20 protein-coding genes and 1 pseudogene are annotated in these 22,671 nt (G+C 50.8%); 9 read left to right on the top strand and 12 right to left on the bottom strand.

Annotation, left to right across the window (positions count from 1 at the left end):
- Positions 1 to 62 precede the first annotated feature (62 nt).
- Both acnB and yacL read left to right on the top strand, forming a co-directional pair.
- Positions 63 to 2,660: a bifunctional aconitate hydratase 2/2-methylisocitrate dehydratase gene (gene acnB, locus AC0IXI_RS19650; protein ID WP_471682966.1), complete on the top strand. Its 2,598-nt coding sequence runs from the start codon at positions 63 to 65 to the stop codon at positions 2,658 to 2,660.
- A 152-nt stretch (positions 2,661 to 2,812) separates the two neighbouring features.
- Positions 2,813 to 3,178, top strand: coding sequence for a protein YacL (yacL, locus tag AC0IXI_RS19645; RefSeq protein WP_064516256.1), 366 nt, complete (start codon positions 2,813 to 2,815; stop codon positions 3,176 to 3,178).
- An 85-nt stretch (positions 3,179 to 3,263) separates the two neighbouring features.
- On the opposite strand, the gene AC0IXI_RS19640 is transcribed toward yacL, so the two are convergent.
- Positions 3,264 to 3,611, bottom strand: coding sequence for a YacC family pilotin-like protein (locus AC0IXI_RS19640; RefSeq protein WP_134187024.1), 348 nt, complete (start codon positions 3,609 to 3,611; stop codon positions 3,264 to 3,266).
- 144 nt (positions 3,612 to 3,755) lie between these two features.
- Here AC0IXI_RS19640 and cueO point away from each other — a divergent pair, with 144 nt between their 5' ends.
- Positions 3,756 to 5,333, top strand: a complete 1,578-nt coding sequence (gene cueO / locus AC0IXI_RS19635; protein WP_471682965.1) for a multicopper oxidase CueO — start codon at positions 3,756 to 3,758, stop codon at positions 5,331 to 5,333.
- A 76-nt stretch (positions 5,334 to 5,409) separates the two neighbouring features.
- On the opposite strand, the gene AC0IXI_RS19630 is transcribed toward cueO, so the two are convergent.
- Positions 5,410 to 7,824 carry a glucose/quinate/shikimate family membrane-bound PQQ-dependent dehydrogenase gene (locus AC0IXI_RS19630; RefSeq protein ID WP_154151450.1) on the bottom strand — a complete coding sequence of 805 codons (2,415 nt, stop codon included), beginning with the start codon at positions 7,822 to 7,824 and terminating at the stop codon, positions 5,410 to 5,412.
- Between the two features lie 160 nt (positions 7,825 to 7,984).
- On the opposite strand from AC0IXI_RS19630, the gene hpt reads away from it, so the two are divergent.
- A complete protein-coding gene (gene hpt / locus AC0IXI_RS19625) occupies positions 7,985 to 8,521 on the top strand; it encodes a hypoxanthine phosphoribosyltransferase (protein WP_064516264.1) in 537 nt (178 codons plus the stop codon).
- A gap of 55 nt (positions 8,522 to 8,576) precedes the next feature.
- Here hpt and can read toward each other — a convergent pair whose 3' ends face one another.
- Positions 8,577 to 9,257, bottom strand: coding sequence for a carbonate dehydratase (can, locus tag AC0IXI_RS19620; protein ID WP_064516266.1), 681 nt, complete (start codon positions 9,255 to 9,257; stop codon positions 8,577 to 8,579).
- Between the two features lie 120 nt (positions 9,258 to 9,377).
- Here can and AC0IXI_RS19615 point away from each other — a divergent pair, with 120 nt between their 5' ends.
- From AC0IXI_RS19615 to AC0IXI_RS19600, 4 genes are all read left to right on the top strand, one after another.
- A complete protein-coding gene (locus tag AC0IXI_RS19615; RefSeq protein ID WP_064516268.1) occupies positions 9,378 to 10,304 on the top strand; it encodes an ABC transporter ATP-binding protein in 927 nt (308 codons plus the stop codon).
- A complete protein-coding gene (locus AC0IXI_RS19610; RefSeq protein WP_034460895.1) occupies positions 10,301 to 11,071 on the top strand; it encodes an ABC transporter permease in 771 nt (256 codons plus the stop codon). Before AC0IXI_RS19615 ends, AC0IXI_RS19610 begins: the two co-directional genes overlap by 4 nt.
- 118 nt (positions 11,072 to 11,189) lie before the next feature.
- Positions 11,190 to 11,621, top strand: coding sequence for a PTS sugar transporter subunit IIA (locus AC0IXI_RS19605; protein WP_064516270.1), 432 nt, complete (start codon positions 11,190 to 11,192; stop codon positions 11,619 to 11,621).
- An 84-nt stretch (positions 11,622 to 11,705) separates the two neighbouring features.
- Positions 11,706 to 12,956: a polysaccharide deacetylase family protein gene (locus AC0IXI_RS19600; protein WP_422569180.1), complete on the top strand. Its 1,251-nt coding sequence runs from the start codon at positions 11,706 to 11,708 to the stop codon at positions 12,954 to 12,956.
- Between the two features lie 54 nt (positions 12,957 to 13,010).
- Here AC0IXI_RS19600 and panD read toward each other — a convergent pair whose 3' ends face one another.
- The 9 genes and pseudogenes from panD to thpR form a co-directional block, all read right to left on the bottom strand.
- Complete coding sequence (panD, locus tag AC0IXI_RS19595; protein WP_034460890.1) at positions 13,011 to 13,391, bottom strand: aspartate 1-decarboxylase; 381 nt, start codon at positions 13,389 to 13,391, stop codon at positions 13,011 to 13,013.
- A gap of 93 nt (positions 13,392 to 13,484) precedes the next feature.
- The gene (gene panC, locus AC0IXI_RS19590; protein ID WP_034460889.1) at positions 13,485 to 14,339 is read right to left on the bottom strand and encodes a pantoate--beta-alanine ligase; all 855 of its coding nucleotides are present in this window, start codon (positions 14,337 to 14,339) and stop codon (positions 13,485 to 13,487) included.
- A 13-nt stretch (positions 14,340 to 14,352) separates the two neighbouring features.
- Entirely contained in the window at positions 14,353 to 15,147 is a 795-nt protein-coding gene (gene panB, locus AC0IXI_RS19585; RefSeq protein WP_424222732.1) for a 3-methyl-2-oxobutanoate hydroxymethyltransferase, read from the bottom strand.
- A gap of 66 nt (positions 15,148 to 15,213) precedes the next feature.
- Positions 15,214 to 15,693, bottom strand: a complete 480-nt coding sequence (gene folK / locus AC0IXI_RS19580; RefSeq protein ID WP_064516276.1) for a 2-amino-4-hydroxy-6-hydroxymethyldihydropteridine diphosphokinase — start codon at positions 15,691 to 15,693, stop codon at positions 15,214 to 15,216.
- Positions 15,690 to 17,087, bottom strand: a complete 1,398-nt coding sequence (gene pcnB, locus AC0IXI_RS19575) for a polynucleotide adenylyltransferase PcnB (protein WP_471683254.1) — start codon at positions 17,085 to 17,087, stop codon at positions 15,690 to 15,692. The genes folK and pcnB overlap by 4 nt, the downstream gene beginning before the upstream one ends.
- Positions 17,088 to 17,142: 55 nt before the next feature.
- Positions 17,143 to 18,038, bottom strand: a pseudogene (gene gluQRS / locus AC0IXI_RS19570) (tRNA glutamyl-Q(34) synthetase GluQRS).
- Between the two features lie 77 nt (positions 18,039 to 18,115).
- Positions 18,116 to 18,571 (bottom strand): RNA polymerase-binding protein DksA, encoded by a 456-nt coding sequence (gene dksA, locus AC0IXI_RS19565; protein WP_064516282.1) that lies wholly within the window; start codon positions 18,569 to 18,571, stop codon positions 18,116 to 18,118.
- Between the two features lie 283 nt (positions 18,572 to 18,854).
- A complete protein-coding gene (gene sfsA, locus AC0IXI_RS19560) occupies positions 18,855 to 19,577 on the bottom strand; it encodes a DNA/RNA nuclease SfsA (protein WP_134187014.1) in 723 nt (240 codons plus the stop codon).
- Complete coding sequence (gene thpR, locus AC0IXI_RS19555; RefSeq protein WP_064516285.1) at positions 19,578 to 20,117, bottom strand: RNA 2',3'-cyclic phosphodiesterase; 540 nt, start codon at positions 20,115 to 20,117, stop codon at positions 19,578 to 19,580. It lies immediately after the preceding gene.
- A 72-nt stretch (positions 20,118 to 20,189) separates the two neighbouring features.
- Here thpR and hrpB point away from each other — a divergent pair, with 72 nt between their 5' ends.
- The gene (hrpB, locus tag AC0IXI_RS19550; RefSeq protein WP_471682964.1) at positions 20,190 to 22,622 is read left to right on the top strand and encodes an ATP-dependent helicase HrpB; all 2,433 of its coding nucleotides are present in this window, start codon (positions 20,190 to 20,192) and stop codon (positions 22,620 to 22,622) included.
- Positions 22,623 to 22,671 lie beyond the last annotated feature (49 nt).

Raw genomic sequence — 22,671 nt, 5'->3', positions numbered from 1 at the left:
CTCACAGGAGCGTGAAGATAATAGCCGGAACCGAAATGACAATGAGAGCGAGGAGAACCGTCGTGCTAGAAGAATACCGTAAGCACGTAGCCGAACGTGCTGCAGATGGGATTGTTCCAAAACCTTTAGAAGCATCCCAAATGGCCGCACTGGTCGAGCTGCTGAAATCCCCGCCAGCGGGTGAAGAAGAATTCCTTTTAGATCTTATTACCAATCGTGTTCCGCCAGGCGTTGATGAAGCCGCCTACGTTAAAGCCGGTTTCCTGGCTGCCCTCACTAAAGGTGAGGCTACCTCCCCGTTAATCTCCCCAGAGAAAGCTGTAGAACTGCTTGGCACCATGCAAGGTGGCTACAATATTCACCCTCTGATTGACGCGCTGGATAACGAAAAGCTGGCAGCTATTGCCGCTAAAGCCCTGTCCCACACGCTGCTGATGTTTGATAACTTCTACGATGTGGAAGAAAAAGCAAAAGCGGGCAACACCCACGCACAAAAAGTGCTGAAATCCTGGGCTGATGCTGAGTGGTTCCTCTCTCGCCCGAAACTGGCTGAGAAAATCACCGTTACCGTATTTAAAGTTACCGGTGAAACGAACACCGATGACCTGTCTCCGGCACCAGATGCCTGGTCACGCCCGGATATCCCTCTGCACGCTTTAGCGATGCTGAAAAACGCCCGTGAAGGTATCGAGCCCGATCAACCTGGTAGTGTTGGCCCGATCAAACAGATTGAAGCGTTAAACCAAAAAGGTTTCCCGCTGGCTTACGTGGGCGACGTTGTAGGTACCGGTTCTTCGCGTAAATCTGCGACTAACTCAGTGCTGTGGTTCATGGGTGATGACATCCCGAACGTGCCGAACAAGCGCGGCGGCGGTGTGGTGCTCGGTGGCAAAATCGCGCCAATCTTCTTTAACACTATGGAAGATGCGGGTGCGCTGCCAATCGAAGTTGACGTAAACGACCTGAACATGGGCGATGTTATCGACATCTATCCGTACAAAGGCGAAGTGCGTAACCACGAAACCAACGAAGTTATCGCAAACTTCGAGCTGAAAACTGACGTGCTGCTCGACGAAGTTCGTGCTGGCGGTCGTATTCCGTTGATCATTGGCCGCGGTCTGACGACGAAAGCGCGTGAAGCGCTGGATCTGCCACGCAGCGAAGTGTTTGTTCAGGCGAAAGATGTTGTCGCCAGTACTCGCGGCTTCTCTCTGGCGCAGAAAATGGTTGGCCGTGCCTGCGGCGTGGACGGTATTCGCCCAAATCAGTACTGCGAACCAAAAATGACTTCTGTGGGTTCTCAGGACACCACCGGTCCAATGACCCGTGATGAGCTTAAAGACCTGGCGTGCCTGGGCTTCTCTGCTGACCTGGTGATGCAGTCCTTCTGCCACACTGCGGCTTATCCAAAGCCGGTGGATGTGAATACTCACCACACACTGCCTGACTTCATCATGAACCGTGGCGGCGTGTCGCTGCGTCCGGGTGATGGTGTTATCCACTCATGGCTGAACCGTATGCTGCTGCCGGATACCGTCGGTACTGGCGGTGATTCCCATACTCGTTTCCCAATCGGTATTTCATTCCCGGCGGGTTCTGGTCTGGTGGCGTTTGCTGCGGCAACTGGCGTGATGCCACTGGATATGCCTGAATCGGTGCTGGTGCGCTTTAAAGGTAAAATGCAGCCGGGTATCACTCTGCGCGACCTGGTTCACGCCATCCCGCTGTATGCGATTAAACAGGGCCTGCTGACTGTTGAGAAGAAAGGTAAGAAAAACATCTTCTCTGGCCGCATCCTGGAAATCGAAGGCCTGCCAACTCTGAAAGTAGAGCAAGCGTTTGAGCTGACCGATGCTTCCGCTGAGCGTTCAGCTGCTGGTTGTACCATCAAGTTGGATCGCGAGCCGATCGAAGAATATCTGAGCTCTAACATTGTGTTGCTGAAGTGGATGATCGCAGAAGGTTACGGCGATCGTCGTACGCTTGAGCGCCGTATCCAGGGCATGGAAAAATGGCTGGCCGATCCTCAGTTGCTGGAAGCCGATGCCGATGCGGAATACGCAGAGATCATCGAAATCGATCTGAACGATATCAAAGAGCCAATCCTTTGTGCACCAAACGATCCTGACGACGCGCGTCTGCTGTCTGATGTAGCTGGCGAGAAAATCGATGAAGTATTTATCGGTTCTTGCATGACCAACATCGGCCACTTCCGTGCGGCAGGTAAACTGCTCGATAGCCACAAAGGCCAGTTGCCGACTCGTCTATGGGTTGCACCACCAACGCGTATGGATGCCGCTCAGTTGACTGAAGAAGGCTACTACAGTGTATTTGGTAAGAGCGGTGCGCGTATCGAAATCCCAGGCTGTTCACTGTGCATGGGTAACCAGGCGCGTGTAGCAGACGGTTCAACCGTGGTTTCAACGTCTACCCGTAACTTCCCTAACCGTTTAGGGACCGGTGCGAACGTATTCCTGGCTTCTGCAGAACTGGCCGCAGTGGCTTCACTGCTGGGCAAACTGCCAACGCCTGACGAGTACCAGACCTTTATGGCGCAAGTCGATAAGACTGCGGTAGATACTTACCGTTACCTGAACTTCGACAAACTTTCTCAGTACACCGAGAAGGCAGACGGCGTGATTTTCCAGACTGCGGTATAACATTTACCCAATCTGCGACAAGGGAGGCTTAGGCCTCCCTTTTTATTTGCCACGCGCGGACCTGAACGCTGTTTTTCGCCGACTTTGCTGCGATAATTACCTTATACGCTAAGGGGTACTGCATTTCCCCAGGCAGGGTAGAGGAAAACACCATGGAATATGAATTTTTGCGTGATGTCACCGGTTTGGTGAAAGTGCGTATGTCGATGGGTCATGAAGTGGTGGGCCATTGGTTTAACGAAGAAGTGAAAGATAATCTCGGCCTGCTTGATGAAGTAGAAGAAGCGGCAAATTCAGTGAAAGGTAGCGAGCGCCAGTGGCAACGTGTCGGGCATGAATACACAGTGTTGCTCGATGGTGAAGAAGTGATGATTCGCGCCAATCAGCTGGAAATTTCAGGTGATGAAATGGAAGAAGGGATGAACTACTACGATGAAGAGAGTTTGTCATTCTGCGGCGTTGAGGATTTTCTGCAGGTTGTAAACGCATACCGAGAGTTTATCGCACAGAACCGATGACTTGTTATTAAAGCAGTGTCCCAAAAGCCTGGGTGAAGACTTTTGGGACGGCATAACTTTCCGCAAAGGGTTGTGGAAGTTCGGGCTATTTCACGTAGGCGAGCAAGCTGAGCGAGTCCCGGGCAAGGGATTTGCATTTCTTGGCAGTTGGAATGGCAATACCGCTTAAATCACGATAGCTATCTTCGCCAAGCGCCTTCATGTTGAAGGTGTCGTAGTTGCTCAAATCCCACTGGTTTTGCTGGGCAAAAAAGACCAATGCGCGGCGAATTTGTCCGTTAGGCAGGTTTTGGTAGCCACAATCATTTTTCAGGAACACAAATACCGCAGTAAGATCGGCCATATCTTCTGCTTCAGACTCGCTAAGTGCCTGACTGCTGGTGGAAAAAGCCAGCAACAAACCCAGCATTAACGCCCTAACTCCCATCTTCATCACATCTACCACTTTTTATCAGATACGAAACGTTAACACAGTTAAATGAGACACGACGAGAATTATTATCTGCTCTAAACTTGACCTTCCTGTAAGGGCAGGGTTTATGCTTAATGGCACGCCTGCAACCTAAAGGAATTGAATATGCATCGCCGTGATTTTCTAAAATATTCTGCTGCCATTGGTGCGTTTAGCGCCTTACCGCTCTGGAGTAAAGCGGCACTGGCCGCTGATAGACCAGCACTACCGATCCCCGAAATTCTCGCCCCTGATGCAAAGAATAGCATTCGTTTAGCTGTGCAAGCGGGCAAAAGCACATTCAATGGAAAAACTGCCACTACCTGGGGCTATAACGGCAACTTGCTAGGTCCTGCTTTGCAACTGACTCAGGGCGAAGAGGTCACCGTTGAGATTAATAATAACCTCACAGAAGAAACCACGGTTCACTGGCATGGTTTAGAAGTTCCCGGTGATGTTGACGGTGGGCCACAAGGCGTAATTGCCGCAGGTGGTAAACGCTCCGTGAAATTTACGCCACAACAACGCGCTGCAACTTGTTGGTTCCACCCACATCAGCATGGCAAAACAGGCCATCAGGTTGCGATGGGACTCGCAGGGTTGGTATTAATCGATGATAAAGAAAGTCGCGCGCTACGCTTACCAAAACAGTGGGGCATCGATGATGTTCCGCTGATTATTCAAGACAAACGCTTTGCTGCCGATGGGCAAATTGATTATCAGCTAGATGTGATGAGTGCCGCAGTCGGCTGGTTTGGTGACACTCTGCTGTGCAATGGCGTGGTTTATCCTCAGCATGCAAACCCACGTGGTTGGTTGCGTTTGCGTTTGCTCAATGGTTGTAATGCGCGTTCGCTCAATATAGCGGCTAGCGATAACCGCCCGCTGTACGTGATAGCCAGTGATGGTGGCTTACTCACGGAACCAGTGAAAGTCACTGAACTCCCTCTGTTGATGGGCGAGCGTTTCGAAGTGCTGGTGGATACGAGTGACGGTAAGGCGTTTGATATCGTCACGCTGCCAGTCAAACAAATGGGTATGACGGTTGAGCCTTTCGACAAACCCCAGCCCGTAGTGCACATTCAACCACTGATTATTGCGGCGTCCGGCGAAATGCCAGACACACTGGTTACCGTACCGGCTGTGCCAAATATTGAAGGGATCACCGAGCGCTGGCTGCAACTGATGATGGACCCGATGCTAGATATGATGGGGATGCAGGCGCTGATGGACAAATATGGTCAGCAGGCAATGGCGGGTATGAACATGGCCGGACATGGCAACATGGGTAATATGGGCCAGATGGATCATGGGAAGATGAACCATGGCGGAATGAACCACGGCAAGCAGGGCTTCGATTTCCACAATGCCAATAAGATTAACGGCAAAGCATTTGATATGAACACGCCAGTGTTTGCTGCCGAAAAAGGCAAATATGAGAAATGGACGATTTCCGGTGAGGGCGACATGATGCTTCACCCATTCCATATTCATGGTACGCAGTTCCGCATTCTGAGTGAAAATGGCCAACCGGTAGCGGCCCATCGTCAGGGCTGGAAAGATACGGTTCGAGTAGAAGGTGGGCGCAGTGAAGTGTTAGTGAAGTTCGATCATGCGGCTTCTAAAGAGCAGGCGTATATGGCGCACTGCCATCTGCTGGAACATGAAGACACCGGCATGATGCTTGGCTTTACGGTGGCATAAAAAAGGCGGATGAACAGAAGTCTGTTCATCCGCCAGTTTCGTAGGTCGGATAAGTGCTGCGCTATCCGACAGTTTTTTACTTAGCGTCGTCCGGTAACGCGTACGCTACGATATAGTCACCCATCTTGGTTCCGAAGGAGCCGTGGCCGCCCGCAGAAATCACGACGTACTGTTTACCATTCGCTTCATAGGTCATCGGCGTTGCCTGGCCACCGGCTGGCAGGCGTGCTTCCCACAATTTCTCACCATTGCTCATGTTATAAGCACGCAGGTAGTTATCTGCGGTTGCGCCAATAAACAGAACATTACCTGCGGTAGAAATTGGGCCACCCAGCATTGGCATCCCCATTTTAAACGGCAGAGGAAGCGGTGAGCTGTCGCGCACGGTACCAATACGTTTTTTCCATACCACTTCGTTGGTTTTCAAATCGACCGCAGAGATGTAGCCCCATGCAGGCTGCTTACAAGGTAAGCCAAACGGAGAGAGGAACGGATTAAGCGTCACGCCATACGGCACGCCGTACTGCGGCTGAATGCCAGTTTCGGTACCAGACCCTTTAGCGTCTTTCGGCGGCTCCATCGGGTTGCCTGGGCCACGTGGCATCAGTTTAGATACAAACGGCAGTGCCATTGGGTTGGCAATTGCTACCTGACGGTTTGGATCAACGGAAATCCCACCCCACTCGAACATCCCCAGGTTACCTGGGAACACAAGCGTGCCTTGCTCAGACGGTGGTGTGAAAATGCCTTCATAACGCAGTTTATGGAAGATGATGCGACAAACCATTTGATCATAAAGGGTCGCTCCCCACATATCCGCGCCGCTCAGATCTTTCTTCGGACGGAAACTCAAATCCGAGAACGGCTGAGTTGGCGTCACGTAGTCGCCTTTTGCGGCACCTTGCGGCACAGGTTTTTCCGGAGCCGGAACTACCAGTTTGCCGTCACGACGGTCGAGCACAAAGATGTTGCCGGTTTTCGCAGGCGCGTAGATAACCGGAACGATTTCGCCTTTAACCGTAATATCCGCAAGCGTCGGCTGCGATGGCATATCCATATCCCACAGGTCGTGATGAACTGTTTGATATGACCAGGCCAGTTTCCCGGTAGTTGCGTTTAGTGCCACGATGCTGCTGGCATAACGCTCCTGCTCCGGCGTGCGGTTACCGCCCCAAATATCGGGTGTGGTAACACCCATCGGCAGGTACACCAAATCTAACTTCGCGTCATAGGCCGCTGGTGCCCAGGAGTTTGGCGAGTTAATGGTGTAATGATGCTCATCACCAGGAATGGTGTTGGGATCTTTAGCACCAGGATCGAATGCCCACAGCAATTTACCGCTGTTCACATCAAAGCCACGGATCACACCAGACGGCTCGCGAGTGGAGTAGTTATCGGTGACCGCACCGGCAATCACGATAACTTTATCGGTGATAATCGGAGGTGAAGTAGGTTCGTACATGCCAGGCGTGGTGACCGGCATGTTGGTTTGCAGATTCAGGATGCCTTTGTTAGCAAAGCTTTCGCAAAGCTTGCCGTTATCGGCATTAATGGCAAACAGACGTCCGTCATTCACAGGAAGAATGATACGACGTGGGCAATCTGAAACCACATCCGGAGTCGCGTTATCCGCGGTTGCTTCGTGGTAAGAAACACCACGGCAAGTCACGTGCTGGAACGAAGGATTCGTATCCAGACGCGGATCAAATTTCCACTTCTGTTTACCGGTGGTCGCATCCAGCGCAAACAACTGCTGGTGTGCGGTACACAGGTAAAGCGTGTCGCGGATTTTAATCGGAGTGACTTCGTTGGTGATTTCACCCGGATCGCTTGGGCGTTTCACATCGCCAGTCTGGAAACTCCACGCTTCTTTAAGCTGGCCGACGTTTTTATCGTTGATCTGTTTTAAAGGAGAGTAGCGTTGGCCTTCCTGATTACGACCATATGCAGGCCAGTCGGCATCAGGAATGGTTGATGATGCGGAAACGGGTGTTGTCGCATCCGCACTCAGCGTGCCATTGATTTCTTGCGGATCGTTAAATACCGCCCAGACCAGCGCCACAACGGTAATCGCCAGCACCGCACCAAGGGCCGGAGCCGCACCTGCAGTGGGTAAAATCAGATGACGATAAACAAATGGCAGTAGCAGCCATACGCCGAAGAAGAACAGAACGTCTAAACGTGGTGTTAATGCCCAGAAATCAAAACCAACTTCCCAGACAGACCACGCCACGGTGCAAAGCAGTAGTGCAGCATAGAGCCACAGGGCCAGAGCTTTACGTTGCCAAAGTAACCATGCGGTGATTAACATCACCACCCCTGCAATTGGGTAGTACCAGGACCCACCAATTGCCACTAACCATATCCCGCCAATTAATAAATACAGTCCAGTCAGTACCGCAAACAGGACTGTTAAGGTTGCGATTACCCGCGAACCAGAGTTATTTGTTTTCACAATTATCACGCTCTTAAAAGTTTGATAGCAATTCATTATAGTTATTAACAAGTGTGATATTCATCACATAAATGGCTTTTTTACCAATTGGGCACGGGAATGGGTTTTGCTGTTATACTGCTGGCCTGAATATTTTGTGTTGGCTAAAATCTAACCAACATCGAATGATTTATTTTTAAATCATATGGTTATAACTATGAAACATACTGTTGAAGTGATGATCCCCGAAGCGGAGATCAAAGCCCGTATCGCTGAATTGGGTCGTGAGATCACTGAACATTATCGTGATAGCGGTAGTGATATGGTGCTGGTTGGCTTGCTGCGTGGTTCATTTATGTTCATGGCGGACCTGTGCCGTGAAGTGCAAGTGCCCCACGAAGTCGATTTTATGACCGCATCCAGTTATGGCAGCGGCATGTCCACCACCCGCGATGTGAAAATCCTGAAAGATCTCGATGAGGATATCCGCGGCAAAGACGTGTTGATCGTCGAAGATATTATCGACTCCGGTAATACGCTGAGCAAAGTACGTGAGATTCTTAGCCTGCGTGAACCAAAATCACTGGCCATTTGTACGCTGCTGGATAAACCAGAGCGCCGCGAAGTGGAAGTGAATGTTGAGTGGGTTGGTTTCGCTATTCCTGATGAGTTCGTAGTGGGTTACGGCATTGATTACGCTCAGCGTTATCGCCATCTGCCATACGTTGGTAAAGTGGTTCTGCTGGACGAGTAAGTCTTTTGCTACATCCATTAAAAAAGGGCCTTTAAGGCCCTTTTTGCTATCAGCATTACTGCGAAGGTGTTCTATTCTTGTGGCTGCGATGGGAATTCTGGAGGTTCGAAATCCCGCTGCGGTAACCTTGCTCCAGTGATTCGCGACTGGTTGCGGTGACTTCCAGGTCACGTAAGCGTCCATCGTGAATACCGTAAGCCCAACCGTGGACAGTGACTTTCTGCCCGCGTTTCCATGCGGATTGCATAATGGTTGAATGACCAAGGTTATAAACCTGCTCCATCACATTGAGCTCGCAAAGTGTATCCAGACGCTGTTCCGGTGGGAGTTCTCCCAGTAGCGAACTATGCTTGAACCAGATATCGCGGATATGCAGCAACCAGTTGTTAATTAGCCCTAAATCCGGGTTTTCAACCGCCGCTTGTACACCACCGCACCCGTAGTGACCGCAAATGATTATGTGTTCAACTTCCAGAACATCTACCGCGTACTGCACTACAGAAAGGCAATTTAAATCCGTATGAATTACCAGGTTTGCCACGTTACGGTGAACAAATAACTCTCCAGGCTCAAGGCCAGTCAGACGTTCAGCTGGTACGCGACTATCAGAACAGCCAATCCACAAGAAGCGAGGTTTTTGGGCCTGAGACAAACGTTCGAAAAAGCCCGGGTCTTCGTCCTCCATCAGTTTTGACCAGACCTGGTTATTGCTGATGAGGGTATCAATGTCTTTCATGGAGGTTAACAACCTGTAACGGATGAAGTGCGTTGAGGTAATATAGGGCAACTGATTGTGCAACTGAAATAATTTTTAAACAGCTTAACTTTTTTGTACCGAACAAGGTAACCGCAAATAATGACCATTGCATTAGAACTGGAACAGTTAACGAAAACCTATCCCGGCGGTGTTCAGGCACTGCGTGGCATAGATCTTCGTGTTGAGGCAGGGGACTTTTACGCTCTGCTGGGGCCGAATGGCGCAGGGAAATCCACTACCATCGGTATTATCAGCTCGCTGGTAAATAAAACCTCTGGCCGGGTACGCGTGTTTGGTTATGACCTGCAAAAAGACATTGTTAACGCTAAACGCCAGCTTGGTTTGGTGCCGCAGGAGTTTAACTTCAACCCGTTTGAGACCGTACAGCAAATCGTTGTGCACCAGGCGGGATACTATGGCGTTGAAAAAAACGAAGCCATTGCGCGTAGCGAAAAGTACCTGAAACAGCTCGATCTGTGGGAAAAACGCAACGAACGTGCACGTATGTTATCGGGTGGTATGAAACGCCGTCTGATGATTGCTCGTGCCTTAATGCATGAGCCAAAGTTGTTGATTCTTGATGAGCCAACTGCGGGTGTCGATATTGAACTACGTCGCTCGATGTGGGGATTCCTGAAGGATCTGAACGATAAAGGCACCACTATTATTCTGACCACTCACTACCTTGAAGAAGCAGAAATGCTGTGCCGCAATATCGGTATTATTCAAAACGGTGAGCTAGTCGAAAACACCTCGATGAAATCACTACTTTCAAAACTGAAGTCAGAAACTTTTATTCTCGATTTAGCACCGAAAAGCCCATTACCGAAGCTCGATGGCTACCAATATCGGCTGGTGGATACTTCCACTCTGGAAGTGGAAGTGCTGCGTGAGCAAGGAATAAATAGTGTCTTCAGTCAGTTAAGCTCGCAAGGGGTTCAGGTATTAAGTATGCGTAACAAAGCTAACCGTCTTGAGGAGTTGTTCGTCACGCTGGTAAATGGCTCGAAAGGAGAGCAGGCATGATGCATCTCTATTGGGTGGCGCTAAAAAGTATCTGGACTAAAGAAATCCACCGTTTCACGCGTATCTGGATCCAGACGCTTGTACCGCCGGTCATCACCATGACCCTGTATTTTATTATTTTCGGTAATTTGATTGGCTCGCAGATTGGCTCAATGCATGGTTTTACCTACATGCAGTTCATCGTGCCGGGCCTGATCATGATGGCGGTGATTACTAACTCTTACGCTAACGTGGCCTCTTCGTTCTTCAGCGCGAAGTTCCAGCGCAACATTGAAGAGCTGCTAGTGGCACCGGTACCGACGCACATTATCATTGCCGGTTATGTTGGCGGTGGTGTGGCGCGTGGTCTGTGTGTCGGGATTCTGGTGACGGCAGTATCGCTGTTCTTCGTGCCTTTCCAGGTTCACTCGTGGCTGTTTGTCGCCCTGACGCTGCTGTTGACTGCCATCCTGTTCTCGTTAGCTGGTTTGCTCAATGCCGTGTTTGCCAAGACCTTTGACGATATCAGCCTGATCCCAACTTTCGTGCTGACTCCGCTGACCTATTTAGGCGGTGTATTCTACTCCCTGACGCTGTTGCCACCGTTCTGGCAGGCTTTATCCCACCTGAACCCGGTGGTGTATATGATCAGTGGCTTCCGTTACGGTTTCCTCGGTATCAACGACGTACCATTGCTATTTACTGTCACCGTGCTGGTGGGCTTTATCGCCGCCTTCTATATCCTGTGTTGGTATCTGATTCAACGTGGCCGCGGTTTGCGCAGCTAATTCTGCTAACCTCCCCGAAAGGGGAGGTTACTGAGCGTTTTCTTACTCCGTTTTGATTAGCATCACGTGGCAGATTTCCCGCTCTGGCACACTTGCGCTCTGCGAAAAGGAGAACGCGATGTTAGGTTGGGTTATTGCCGGTCATGACTATTACGCTCAAGATATGCTGGATGCAATCGAGCGACGTTTTGGACCGCAACCGCAATGTTACGCGGTGAATTATTGGAATGGGCTTAGCACCAATATGCTAAGCCGTATGATGTGTGATGCATTGTACAATTGCGATTCTGGGGATGGAGTGGTCTTTCTGACCGATCAAACCGGGGCTGCACCTTATCGTACGGCTGCACTCATGAGCCACCAACATTCCCATTGTGAAGTGATCTCTGGTGTCACGCTGCCTGTGCTATTCGCGATGCGCATGCACCGAGAAACGCTGACCAGCGAAGAGTTCCGTGACCGCATTGTTGAGCAGGGTGGCGATGACATCACCAGCCTCTGGCATCAACAGCAAAAAAATCCGCCATTCGTATTACTCCACCAATATTGATTTGAAAGGTTGGTATCGGGTGGGCTTTTGTTAGAATGACACCCTCTTTCCGCCGTTGGGACACTCAGTGCTATCAAACTCGTTATGCTAACTCGCCTTATTTTTGCTGTGCTGATGCTGATTTGTGGCAGTAGCGCTAATGCCAGCCTGCTCAGCAGCAATCACACTCCCGCGCAATATATGCAAACCACTGAAGATGCTGATATCTGGGCGCAGGTGGGGGATAAAGTCATCTCTGTTGGCACTGTTCAGGAAGGGCAGATTCTGGCGGTCGTGCCAATGGCGGCAGACTATTACGAATTTAACTTTGGCTTTGGCACCGGCTTTATTGATAAAGCGCATCTTGAACCGGTTGTAGGTAAGCAACGGATTGAAGACCGACTGGGCGATCTGAATAAACCGCTGAGCAACCAGAATCTGGTCACTTTCCGTGATGTTGCTGTGTATAACGAACCGGATACCCGGAGCGCCACGTTCGGTACATTGGCCGATAATTTACGTTACCCAATTATTGCCAGTCTGAAAGACCGTTTAAACCAAACCTGGTATCAAATTCGTATTGGCAATCGCCTTGGGTATGTCAGCAGTCTCGATGCGCAGCAGGACAATGGTATTCCGGTACTCACCTACCACCATATTCTGCGTGATGAAGAGAACACTCGCTTTCGCCATACATCAACAACTACCTCGGTGGTAGCATTCAGCAACCAAATGACCTGGTTGCGCGACACGGGCTACACCACCCTTACGATGTATCAGCTCGAAGGCTACGTGCGTAACCGTATGAATCTGCCCGCGCGGGCGGTAGTGATTACCTTTGACGACGGCCTGAAATCGGTTTATCGCTACGCTTATCCGATTCTTAAAGAGTACGGCTTCAAAGCGACGTCCTTTATTATTTCTTCGCGCATCAAGGCTCATCCGCAAACCTGGAACCCGAAAACGCTGCAGTTTATGAGTATCTCGGAATTACAGGCCAGCCAGGATGTGTTTGATATCCAGTCGCATACCCATTTCTTGCATCGCGTTGACGCTAATCGTCAGCCGACACTTTTACGCCGCACCTATCGTAATATCCTGCTTGATTTTGAACACTCGCGCCGCGCGCTTGCGCAGTTTAATCCGCATGTTTTATATCTTTCGTATCCGTTCGGCGGTTACAACGATAAGGCGGTGACAGCAGCCAACGATGCGGGGTTCCATATGGCTGTGACGACAGTGCGTGGGAAAGTGAAGCCGGGGGATAATCCGTTTTTGCTAAAACGACTTTATATATTGAGAACTGACTCGTTAGAGACCATGTCGCGGCTTATCAGCAACCAGACAAAATCTTAAGATAAAAAAAGACCTGCTTAACAAAGCAGGTCTTTTTCATTCGTTCGGAGGTTGTTATGCAACCTGAACCGGTACGGCTTTCGCGAGACGTTTCATTTCGTTATCGCCATCGAAATAGGCGACTTTCGGCTGCCAGGTGCGTGCTTGCTCATCTGGCATAGTCACGTAAGTGGCAATGATCATGATGTCGCCAACATCCGCGCAATGCGCTGCGGCACCATTCACCGAAATGATTTTTGAACCGCGCTCACCCGCGATAGCGTAAGTTGAAAAACGCTTACCGTTGGTGACGTTATAAATATCAATGGCTTCATATTCCAGAATGCCTGCCGCCTCAAGGAAGTCCTGATCGATGGCGCAGGAGCCTTCATAATGCAAATCCGCCTGCGTCACTTTGACACGGTGAAGTTTGCCTTGCAGCATGGTGCGTATCATAAAATTAAACCTTTATTACGGGGTCCGAATAGAGCTGATTTTATCAGCTCTATGAATATAAGCGGGCAGTATTGCCCGATTTATGAATGCTGTCTACTGCGCCAGATCAACCTGAATATTATCAATCAAACGCGCCTGGCCAAGCCATGCGGCCATTAATACCACCGCACGTTTACTCTCAACGTTCAGCTCTAACAAGGTATCGGCATCGCGAATTTGCAGGTCGTCAGAACGAAAACCTTTTTCATTCAGTTCGGTGGCGGCGATAGCCAACATTTCTTCCGTGTCTCGCTCACCAGACCGCAGTTTATCTGCCAGAGACTGCATCACTTTATGCAAACCTGGCGCAATTTTGCGCTGTTCTGCGGTTAGATAACCATTGCGTGAACTCAGTGCCAGGCCGTCTTTCGCACGAACCGTTGGCACGCCGATAATTTCGATGTCATAACCCATATCCGCCACCATCTTGCGGATCACGGCGACTTGCTGGAAGTCCTTCTCACCGAAGCAGGCGATATCAGGCTGCACCATGTTAAAGAGCTTGCTGACAATGGTAGAGACGCCACGGAAATGCCCTGGACGACTTGCGCCTTCGAGCATGGTAGAAAGCCCTGGAACTTCAACAAAGGTCTGTGAGTCCAGTCCTTGTGGATAAATATCGGCTGGGGCAGGGGCAAACACCAAATCGACTTTGCGACGGTTTAGTTTCTCGCAATCTTCCTGCAAGGTGCGGGGATAGCGAGTTAAATCATCCGGTCGGTCAAACTGCATCGGGTTCACAAATATGGTGGTAACCACCACATCGGCGCGGCTTTTCGCATCATCGACCAGTTTCATATGGCCGTCGTGCAGGTTGCCCATGGTCGGCACCAGTGCGATGCGTTTACCTTCCTGGCGCCAGCGGCGGATTTGCTGACGTAACAGCGGTATCGTTTCGATAATCAACACAACCCTTCTCCTGTCAGTGGAAACTATGTTCTTCACCTGGGTAGGTGCCTGATTCAACTTCAGTTATGTACTGGCGTACCGCGGCGCGCATGTCGCCGTTTCCTGTAAGGAAGTTTTTGGCGAATTTTGGAATATGACCACCGGTGATACCAAAGGCATCGTGCATAACCAGAATCTGTCCATCTGTGACATTACCCGCGCCAATACCGATGACCGGAATGCTCAGCGCTTCAGTGATGCGTTTTGCCAGAGCGACCGGAACACATTCCAACACCAACAATTGTGCACCTGCCGCTTCGAGTGCCACGGCATCATCGAATAGTGTCTGTGCGGCGGCCTCATCACGTCCCTGGACTTTATAGCCACCGAAGATGTTCACGGATTGCGGCGTAAGGCCCAAATGCCCGCATACCGGAACGGCACGTTCGGTCAGCATCTTGACTGTTTCAACCAACCAGCGCCCGCCTTCGATTTTGACCATATTAGCACCAGCGCGCATAACGATGGCTGAATTGGCAAACGCCTGTTCAGGTGTGGCATATGCCATAAAAGGCAGGTCAGCAAGCAGCAGGCAGTTTGGCGCACCACGGCGCACGGCGCAGGTGTGGTAGGCAATATCTTCCACGGTAACGGGTAAAGTGGAGTCGTGCCCCTGAACAGTCATCCCTAATGAATCGCCAACTAGCATCACACCAATGCCTTCATCGGCAAACAGTTTTGCAAAGCTGAAATCATAAGAGGTGATGGTTGCGAATTTGCGTTGGGCCTGTTTCCACTGGCGCAACTGAGACATGGTGATTGGTTTCATGGCAATCCCAGAGAAAAAAGAATGAGAGGTGAAATCGCTACATTAGCAAACAGAACACGTCCGTGGTTACCAAAACGTAATCCCATCCTGGGAGAGAGTATCTAAAATATCAGCGGCGCGTTTGCCGTCCGGGAAGGTGCAGTCAGGTGCAATTTCCAGCAGCGGAACCAACATAAACGCGCGATTTTTCATATCATAATGCGGCACGATAAGCGTTGGTGTTGCAACAGTCAGATTACCGAACAGCATGATGTCGAGATCAAGCGTGCGCGGCCCCCAGCGTTCAGCTTTACGCACGCGACCATGCTCCAACTCAATACGTTGAGTATGGGCTAGTAATGCTTCGGGAGACAGTTCGGTTTCTAGTGCCACAGCAGCATTGAGGTAATCGGGTTGGTCTTGCGGGCCGAGCGGCGGGGTGCGGTAGTACGAGGAAGTTGCAACCACCCGGCTTTGCGGGATGGTTGCAATGGCGTTCAGCGCTTGAGTCACTTGCTCAAGCGGTGACGCCTGGTTGCTGCCGAGTGCGATGTACGCAAGCGTCATGCACTTCCACCGCTGCGTGGTGCACGCTTGCGTGGACGGCGGTGACGGCGGCGATCGGCAGGTTCATCACCTAACACATCGAGCATATCTTTCTGTGCCGGCGGAGCTGCAACCTGGAACTCACCCCACCATTTGGTCAGGCGCAGTAATTCCTGGTTATTTTCCACTTCAGCACGCAGTGCCAGCAAATCGTAAGCTGCACGGAATTTAGGATGCTCCATCAGCTTCCATGCGCGTTTGCCCTGGCGGCGTGACAGGCGAAGCTGCAGGCCCCAGATATCACGAACCAGCGTGGTGATACGTTTTGGAATCGCCAGCGCACGGCAAGCTTCATCCAGCACTTCGTTCATCGCCAGTGCAAAAGCATCCATATAGGCAAGGCCGCTTTCCTGAGTCAGCTTTTGGGCCATCTCAAGTTGCGGATACCAGAATATGGCAGAGAACAGGAAGGCCGGATTAACACGCATATCATTCTGAATGCGGTTATCGGTATTCTTCAGCACCTGAACAATCATTCGTTCCATCGGGCTGTCACCCTGCTCGGTAAAGTAGCGGGTGATGGTCGGGAATAACGGCTGGAACAGCTGATATTCGCGCAGTAATTCGTAAGTTGGATAACCGTGGCCAGCTTGCAGAAGTTTCAATGACTCTTCAAACAAACGAGCAGGCGGCACATCGTTAATCAAGGTCGCTAAGCGCGGAATAGGTTCGCCAGTTTCCGGGCTAATCGTCATGTTCAGCTTGGCGGCAAAGCGCACTGCACGAAGCATACGTACAGGGTCTTCACGGTAGCGCGTTTCAGGGTCACCAATCAGACGGATAACGCCATTGCGTAAATCACGCAGGCCGCCGACATAATCGCGAACGGAGAAATCAGCCACGCTGTAATAGAGGCTGTTGATTGTGAAATCGCGGCGCTGTGCATCTTCTTCGATAGAACCGAAGATGTTGTCACGAAGCAACATACCGTTTTGACCGGTCTGAGAAGTCTGTTTGTCAGACTTTTGCTCTTCATGGTGACCACGGAAAGTAGCAACTTCGATGATTTCCGGCCCAAACATTACATGCGCCAGACGGAAGCGACGACCCACCAGACGACAGTTGCGGAACAGTTTACGCACTTGATCTGGCGTAGCACTGGTCGTGACATCAAAGTCTTTCGGCTGTTTGCCGAGCAAAAGGTCACGGACACCGCCACCCACGAGGTAAGCCTCGTAGCCTGCTTTGTTCAGACGATAGAGCACCTTGAGGGCATTTTCACTGATATCTTTGCGGGACAGAGCGTGCTGGTCACGCGGAATTACCGTGATTTGCGGGAGATCTTCAATCTCCTCGACCACGACGCCATCGCGGTTAAGCACCTTGCGGCAAAAATTAGCGACTCGGGTAAAAATAGTACACCTCGGCAGTGTCAATCATAGGGACAAAAAAACAGCGGCTAATCATAGCTCAGTGCGTGGCATTTGAGAATGGCGTATTCACGCCGAGCCTGGTTCAATAGCCTCAAGCGACCAGGTTTGCACCGCCTGACTGAGTAATTCGTTGAGCGTCAAATCTTGCCAATGGGCAATTTCTGGTTGATTCAAAAATGCCAGCGCGGCATGAATAACCGGACGTGGATCGCCTTGCGGTAGGGCTGGCGCGTGATTCTGCTTAGAAAGCTTTGCCCCATTCTCATTAAGCACTAAGGGCAAATGTACGTAATCAGGCACCGTCCAACCAAATTGTTGATACAGCGAAATTTGTCTTACCGTTGGCTCAATTAAATCTGCGCCACGTACAATTTCGCTCACACCTTGATAATTATCATCCACTACCACAGCAAGATTATAGGCAAATAACCCATCCCGGCGGTGAATGATGAAATCTTCACGAGCCAGTTGTTCGTCGGCTATTAACGTCCCATGAAGTTTATCTTCAAAACTTAATACCGGGTGATGTTGCATAAAACGCAACGCGGCATTATTAGGACCATGGTTTAACGTGCGGCAATGGCCATCGTAAAAACCGCCAATTTGCTGAATCCGGCTGCGCGTGCAGGTGCAGTAATAACTCAGCCCTTGCTGATGTAACCATGAGAGTGCTTCGCGGTAGGCTTCGTGTCGTTGGGATTGCCATAAAACTTCACCATCCCACTCCAGACCGTAATGCTCAAGTTGGCGCAATATAGTAGCAGCAGCGCCCGGTACTTCACGTGGTGGGTCGATATCTTCGATACGCACCAGCCATTGGCCTTGTTTTGAGCGTGCTTGCAGGTAGCTGCCGAGTGCGGCAATTAGCGAGCCGAAATGGAGTTCACCCGAAGGCGAGGGGGCAAAGCGTCCAATGTAGTGGGGTGTGTTCATGATTTGCTGCGGTAGGCTAGAAATAAATAAGGCGGGAGAGTATCCCGCCATTATGAGTAATCTGAAATTGCGAGCCGTTAACCGGCCATTTGTTTTTCGCGAATTTCTGCCAACGTTTTACAGTCAATGCACAAATCAGCTGTCGGACGAGCTTCGAGACGGCGAATGCCGATTTCAACGCCACAGGATTCGCAGTAACCGAAATCTTCGTCTTCCACTTTCTTGAGCGTTTTCTCGATCTTCTTGATCAGTTTACGTTCGCGATCGCGGTTACGCAGTTCCAGGCTGAACTCTTCTTCCTGAGTGGCACGGTCTGCCGGATCAGGGAAGTTAGCCGCTTCTTCTTGCATGTGCGTGACGGTACGATCAACTTCATCCATAAGTTGATTACGCCATGCTTCAAGAATACGCCTGAAGTGCGTCAGCTGGGCTTCGTTCATGTATTCTTCGCCCGTTTTCTCCTGGTATGGCTCCACCCCAGCGATGGCGAGGATACTCAGGGACGATGTTTTACGCTTTTGCCCTTCTTGCATGTTGTTTCTCCTTAACACGCATTATCGGTCCCCTGTTCGGGGGAAAATCAGGCCGCTATAAATAGCAGATGCTTTTCAGGATGGCAATTATATAAATTCCTCTCTTGACAAGCCTGTGAAGAAAAGCGTATTTACGCGAACCGCCAGCACACAAAACAGACAAACGTTAATACCCTTTATACTTCAAGCTGCATCTTTTTGTTGGCGGCGATTACTCACCCGAATCACTTACTGCAGTAAGCTCATCGGGGCTTATTCACTTGCCGCCGCGATGCAACTCGAATTATTGCGGGCACTCTTCAATCAAACAAACAGGTAACGGCGAGATTAGACTCAAGCCTTTATCCGAAAGTTCAGCCTTATAAGCAATAACTTCAACTCCACACTGTTGCGCCTCGCATAATAATTGTGCGTATTTGGCGTCGATGTGGCGTGCCGGGGAAACCTGGGTGATAGCAGAATGCAATACTGCAAATAGCAGCACCGCACGTTCGCCCTGCATAACCACGTTCATCAATTCTCGCAAATGCTTCTGCCCACGCAGACTTACAGCATCCGGGAAATAGCCATTTCCTTGTTCTGATAACGTGACTGATTTTACTTCAATATAGCAGTTAACCTTGCAATCTGCCTGCAACATAAAGTCAATGCGGCTACGTTCAGCACCATACTTCACTTCACTTTTAATGGTTGTATAACCAATTAATTCTGAAATGCTTTCCGAACTTAATGCTTCCTTCACAACCGCATTAGCGCGCAGCGTATTAACGCAAATAAATTCGCCGTTTTGCGTTTGGGTTATTTCCCAGGTGTGGGGATATTTTCGAGTTGGGCTATCTGATGTGGAATACCACACAGTATCGCCTGGTGTTGCACATCCGGTCATCGCACCGGTGTTTGGGCAATGGAGCGTTAACTCTTCACCAGACGGAGTTACCACATCAGCCAGAAAGCGTTTATAGCGTTTGATGAGTGTGGCTTGTTGTAGCGGGGGACTAAACTCCATTTACTCTTCCTTATTGCTTAATGACCAGCGCTGTAGCTCCAGGTAACGCGTTCGCCCTTGCTTGAAAACTGACTCATACAATACGAAGTCTTCAACTTTGTATTGCCAGCGAAAATTGGGTGGCGGGATGGTGACCGCACGCGGTGTGTTCCGATAAAGCGTGATATGCGGGTGAAACGGCTGCGGGCTTTGGTAGCACCCGCTACGAGCCGCTTGTGCGCGCAACATATTTGCCAGTTGAATCAGCCCCAGAGGGGCATGCCGGGGGCCAATCCATACCACGTTTGACCGCAACCATTGCCCTGCATCATCAATTGTCAGGGTAAAACCGCTCTGGCGGATTCTCCCGGCGAGCAGGCTGAGTGCTTTTTGCTTTTCAACACTGATGTCGCCTAAAAAGGCGAGAGTCAGATGCAAATTTGCAGCAGCGACCGGACGCCCGGAATCTTCAGGGAACTGTGTGGCGCGCCACTGGATAATCTGTTGTTGTACCTCGGCTGGCAATTCGAGGGCAAAAAACAGACGGCGAGTTTCGGCCATAGTGGTCTCTCGTTATGAATTGGCTTGATGCTACAATAGCGAACTTCGCATCATACCCGTTTGGAGCCGTTTGTGCCGTCATTACCGGTTGCCGCAGTGCTACCCGATATTCTTAACGCCTTGCAAAATGCGCCGCAGGTCTTACTGAGCGCCCCAACGGGGGCAGGTAAATCGACCTGGTTGCCGTTGCAGATTTTACGGCAGGCAAACTTGGGCGGTCGCATTCTACTGCTGGAACCACGTCGCCTGGCTGCGCGTAATGTTGCACAGCGTCTGGCTGAATTATTGGGTGAAAAGCCCGGTGAAACAGTTGGCTACCGGATGCGTGCCGAAACCTGTGTTGGGCCTAACACCCAGCTTGAAGTGGTAACCGAAGGTATTTTGACGCGCATGATTCAGCACGATCCTGAGCTTTCAGGTGTTGCGCTGGTGATCCTCGATGAATTCCATGAACGTAGCCTGCAAGCCGATCTGGCGCTGGCGCTGTTACTCGACGTGCAGCAAGGGTTACGTGACGATCTTAAATTGCTGATTATGTCGGCAACGCTTGATAATGCGCGCCTTCAGCAATGTTTACCGGAAGCTCCGGTTATCAGCTCTGAAGGGCGAGCATTTCCGGTTGAACGTCGCTACAGTCCGCTTTCTACCCATCAACGCTTTGACGAAGCGGTTGCTAGCGCTGTGGCGAATTTGCTGCGCGAAGAGTCGGGTTCTCTGTTGCTGTTTTTGCCTGGTGTCGGTGAAATTCAGCGTGTTATGCAACAGCTGCAAGAGCGCGTCACAAGTGATGTTCAGCTTTGTCCGTTATACGGTGCACTGCCTTTAAGCGAACAGCGCAAAGCAATTCTCCCTGCGGAAAACGGCACTCGCAAAGTGGTGCTGGCGACCAATATTGCCGAAACCAGCCTGACTATTGAAGGTATCCGCCTGGTGGTGGATTGCGCGCAGGAGCGCGTCGCGCGTTTTGACGTTCGCACTGGGCTCACAAGGCTTATCACCCAACGCATTAGCCAAGCGTCGATGATTCAACGTGCCGGGCGAGCGGGGCGTCTGGAGTCGGGTATCTGTCTGCACTTAACCAGTGCCGAGCAGGCAGAACGCGCGAGCTTGCAAAGTGAACCAGAAATCCTGCAAAGCGACCTTTCTGGCCTGCTACTCGATTTACTGCAATGGGGTTGCCAGGATCCGGGCCAACTGACCTGGCTTGATACCCCGCCTGCCACCAATTTAGCGGCTGCGCAAACCTTGTTGCGCCAGCTCAATGCTCTGGATGGACAAAACAAACTCACACCCGTAGGCCAGAAAATGGCGAACCTGGGTAATGAACCGCGCCTGGCAGCGATGTTGGTTAACGCTAAAGATGCCGATCAACAGGCAACCGCAGCGCGGCTTGTCGCGATTCTTGAAGAGCCACCGCGCGGTCAGGACAGCGATTTGCGTAATGCTTTTAGTCGACGTCAGGATAACTGGCAGCAGCGTAGCACCCAGTTGCTTAAAAGGCTTAACAGCCGCGGTGGCGAAGCGGATTTCTCCCTTGCGGCTCCGTTACTGGCGCAGGCGTTTCCCGACAGGATTGCTCGCCGCCGTGGTCTGGACGGTCGCTACCAATTAGCCAATGGTATGGGGGCGATGCTCAATCAGGATGACCCATTAACACGCTACGAATGGCTGTTGGCACCGCTTTTATTGCAGGGAAGCCATACGCCTGACGCGCGTATCTTGCAGGCTATCCCGCTGGATATTGAGTCGCTAACGCTACAGTGCCCGGTGTTGATGAACGAAAGTGACACCGTTGAGTGGGATGAAACACAAGGCACCTTAAAAGCGTTTCGCCGTTCACAAATTGGCAAGTTAATTCTGAAAGTTCAGCCACTGGCGAAACCTTCCGAAGACGAACTGCATCAAGCGATGCTTAATGGTATTCGTGAGAAAGGCCTGTCAGTGCTTAACTGGTCGGCGCATGCGCAACAGTTAAGAACACGCCTGGCCTGTGCAGCAAAATGGTTGCCAGAACTTAAATGGCCAGACGTCTCTGACGAGGCGTTGCTGCGTGATTTAGACAGCTGGTTATTACCCGAACTGCATGGTGTACACTCGCTTCGCGCGTTAAAAAACATTGATGTCACACGGGCGTTACAGAACCTGATCGACTGGAACGCACGCGTACGTCTGGATAGTGCGCTGCCAACTCATTACACTGTGCCGACTGGAAGCCAGATAGCCATTCGCTATGATGATGAAAACCCGCCAGTTCTTGCTGTGCGTATGCAAGAAATGTTTGGTGAAGCTCAGACTCCGGTGATTGCCGAAGGCCGTGTGCCACTGGTTCTGGAGTTGCTCTCCCCGGCGCAGCGCCCATTGCAGATTACGCGTGATTTAACCGCATTCTGGAATGGCGCGTATCGGGAAGTGCAAAAAGAGATGAAAGGACGTTATCCAAAACACGTCTGGCCGGACTCGCCAGCAGACGCGCTGCCTACGCGGCGTACCAAAAAGTACCAATAACTTTGAGAGATTTCCTCTTTCGACTTGAGTTGAGATGGGGAGAATCAGG

This window comes from Buttiauxella sp. AC038 (genome assembly GCF_979253565.1).
The sequence above is the reverse complement of the archived record's forward strand: the minus strand, read 5'-3'. Positions and strand labels throughout refer to the sequence as shown.

Excerpts from the sequence above, each read along its gene's own strand:
- AC0IXI_RS19605 (WP_064516270.1), top strand. The coding sequence starts at position 11,190 with ATGTTAGGTTGGGTTATTGCCGGTCATGACTATTACGCTCAAGATATG.
- panB (WP_424222732.1), bottom strand. The coding sequence starts at position 15,147 with ATGAAACCAATCACCATGTCTCAGTTGCGCCAGTGGAAACAGGCCCAA.
- AC0IXI_RS19600 (WP_422569180.1), top strand. The coding sequence starts at position 11,706 with ATGCTAACTCGCCTTATTTTTGCTGTGCTGATGCTGATTTGTGGCAGT.
- AC0IXI_RS19630 (WP_154151450.1), bottom strand. The coding sequence starts at position 7,824 with ATGAATTGCTATCAAACTTTTAAGAGCGTGATAATTGTGAAAACAAAT.
- AC0IXI_RS19610 (WP_034460895.1), top strand. The coding sequence starts at position 10,301 with ATGATGCATCTCTATTGGGTGGCGCTAAAAAGTATCTGGACTAAAGAA.
- AC0IXI_RS19640 (WP_134187024.1), bottom strand. The coding sequence starts at position 3,611 with ATGAAGATGGGAGTTAGGGCGTTAATGCTGGGTTTGTTGCTGGCTTTT.
- folK (WP_064516276.1), bottom strand. The coding sequence starts at position 15,693 with ATGACGCTTGCGTACATCGCACTCGGCAGCAACCAGGCGTCACCGCTT.
- thpR (WP_064516285.1), bottom strand. The coding sequence starts at position 20,117 with ATGGCCGAAACTCGCCGTCTGTTTTTTGCCCTCGAATTGCCAGCCGAG.
- hpt (WP_064516264.1), top strand. The coding sequence starts at position 7,985 with ATGAAACATACTGTTGAAGTGATGATCCCCGAAGCGGAGATCAAAGCC.
- sfsA (WP_134187014.1), bottom strand. The coding sequence starts at position 19,577 with ATGGAGTTTAGTCCCCCGCTACAACAAGCCACACTCATCAAACGCTAT.
- dksA (WP_064516282.1), bottom strand. The coding sequence starts at position 18,571 with ATGCAAGAAGGGCAAAAGCGTAAAACATCGTCCCTGAGTATCCTCGCC.
- yacL (WP_064516256.1), top strand. The coding sequence starts at position 2,813 with ATGGAATATGAATTTTTGCGTGATGTCACCGGTTTGGTGAAAGTGCGT.
- AC0IXI_RS19615 (WP_064516268.1), top strand. The coding sequence starts at position 9,378 with ATGACCATTGCATTAGAACTGGAACAGTTAACGAAAACCTATCCCGGC.
- can (WP_064516266.1), bottom strand. The coding sequence starts at position 9,257 with ATGAAAGACATTGATACCCTCATCAGCAATAACCAGGTCTGGTCAAAA.
- panD (WP_034460890.1), bottom strand. The coding sequence starts at position 13,391 with ATGATACGCACCATGCTGCAAGGCAAACTTCACCGTGTCAAAGTGACG.
- cueO (WP_471682965.1), top strand. The coding sequence starts at position 3,756 with ATGCATCGCCGTGATTTTCTAAAATATTCTGCTGCCATTGGTGCGTTT.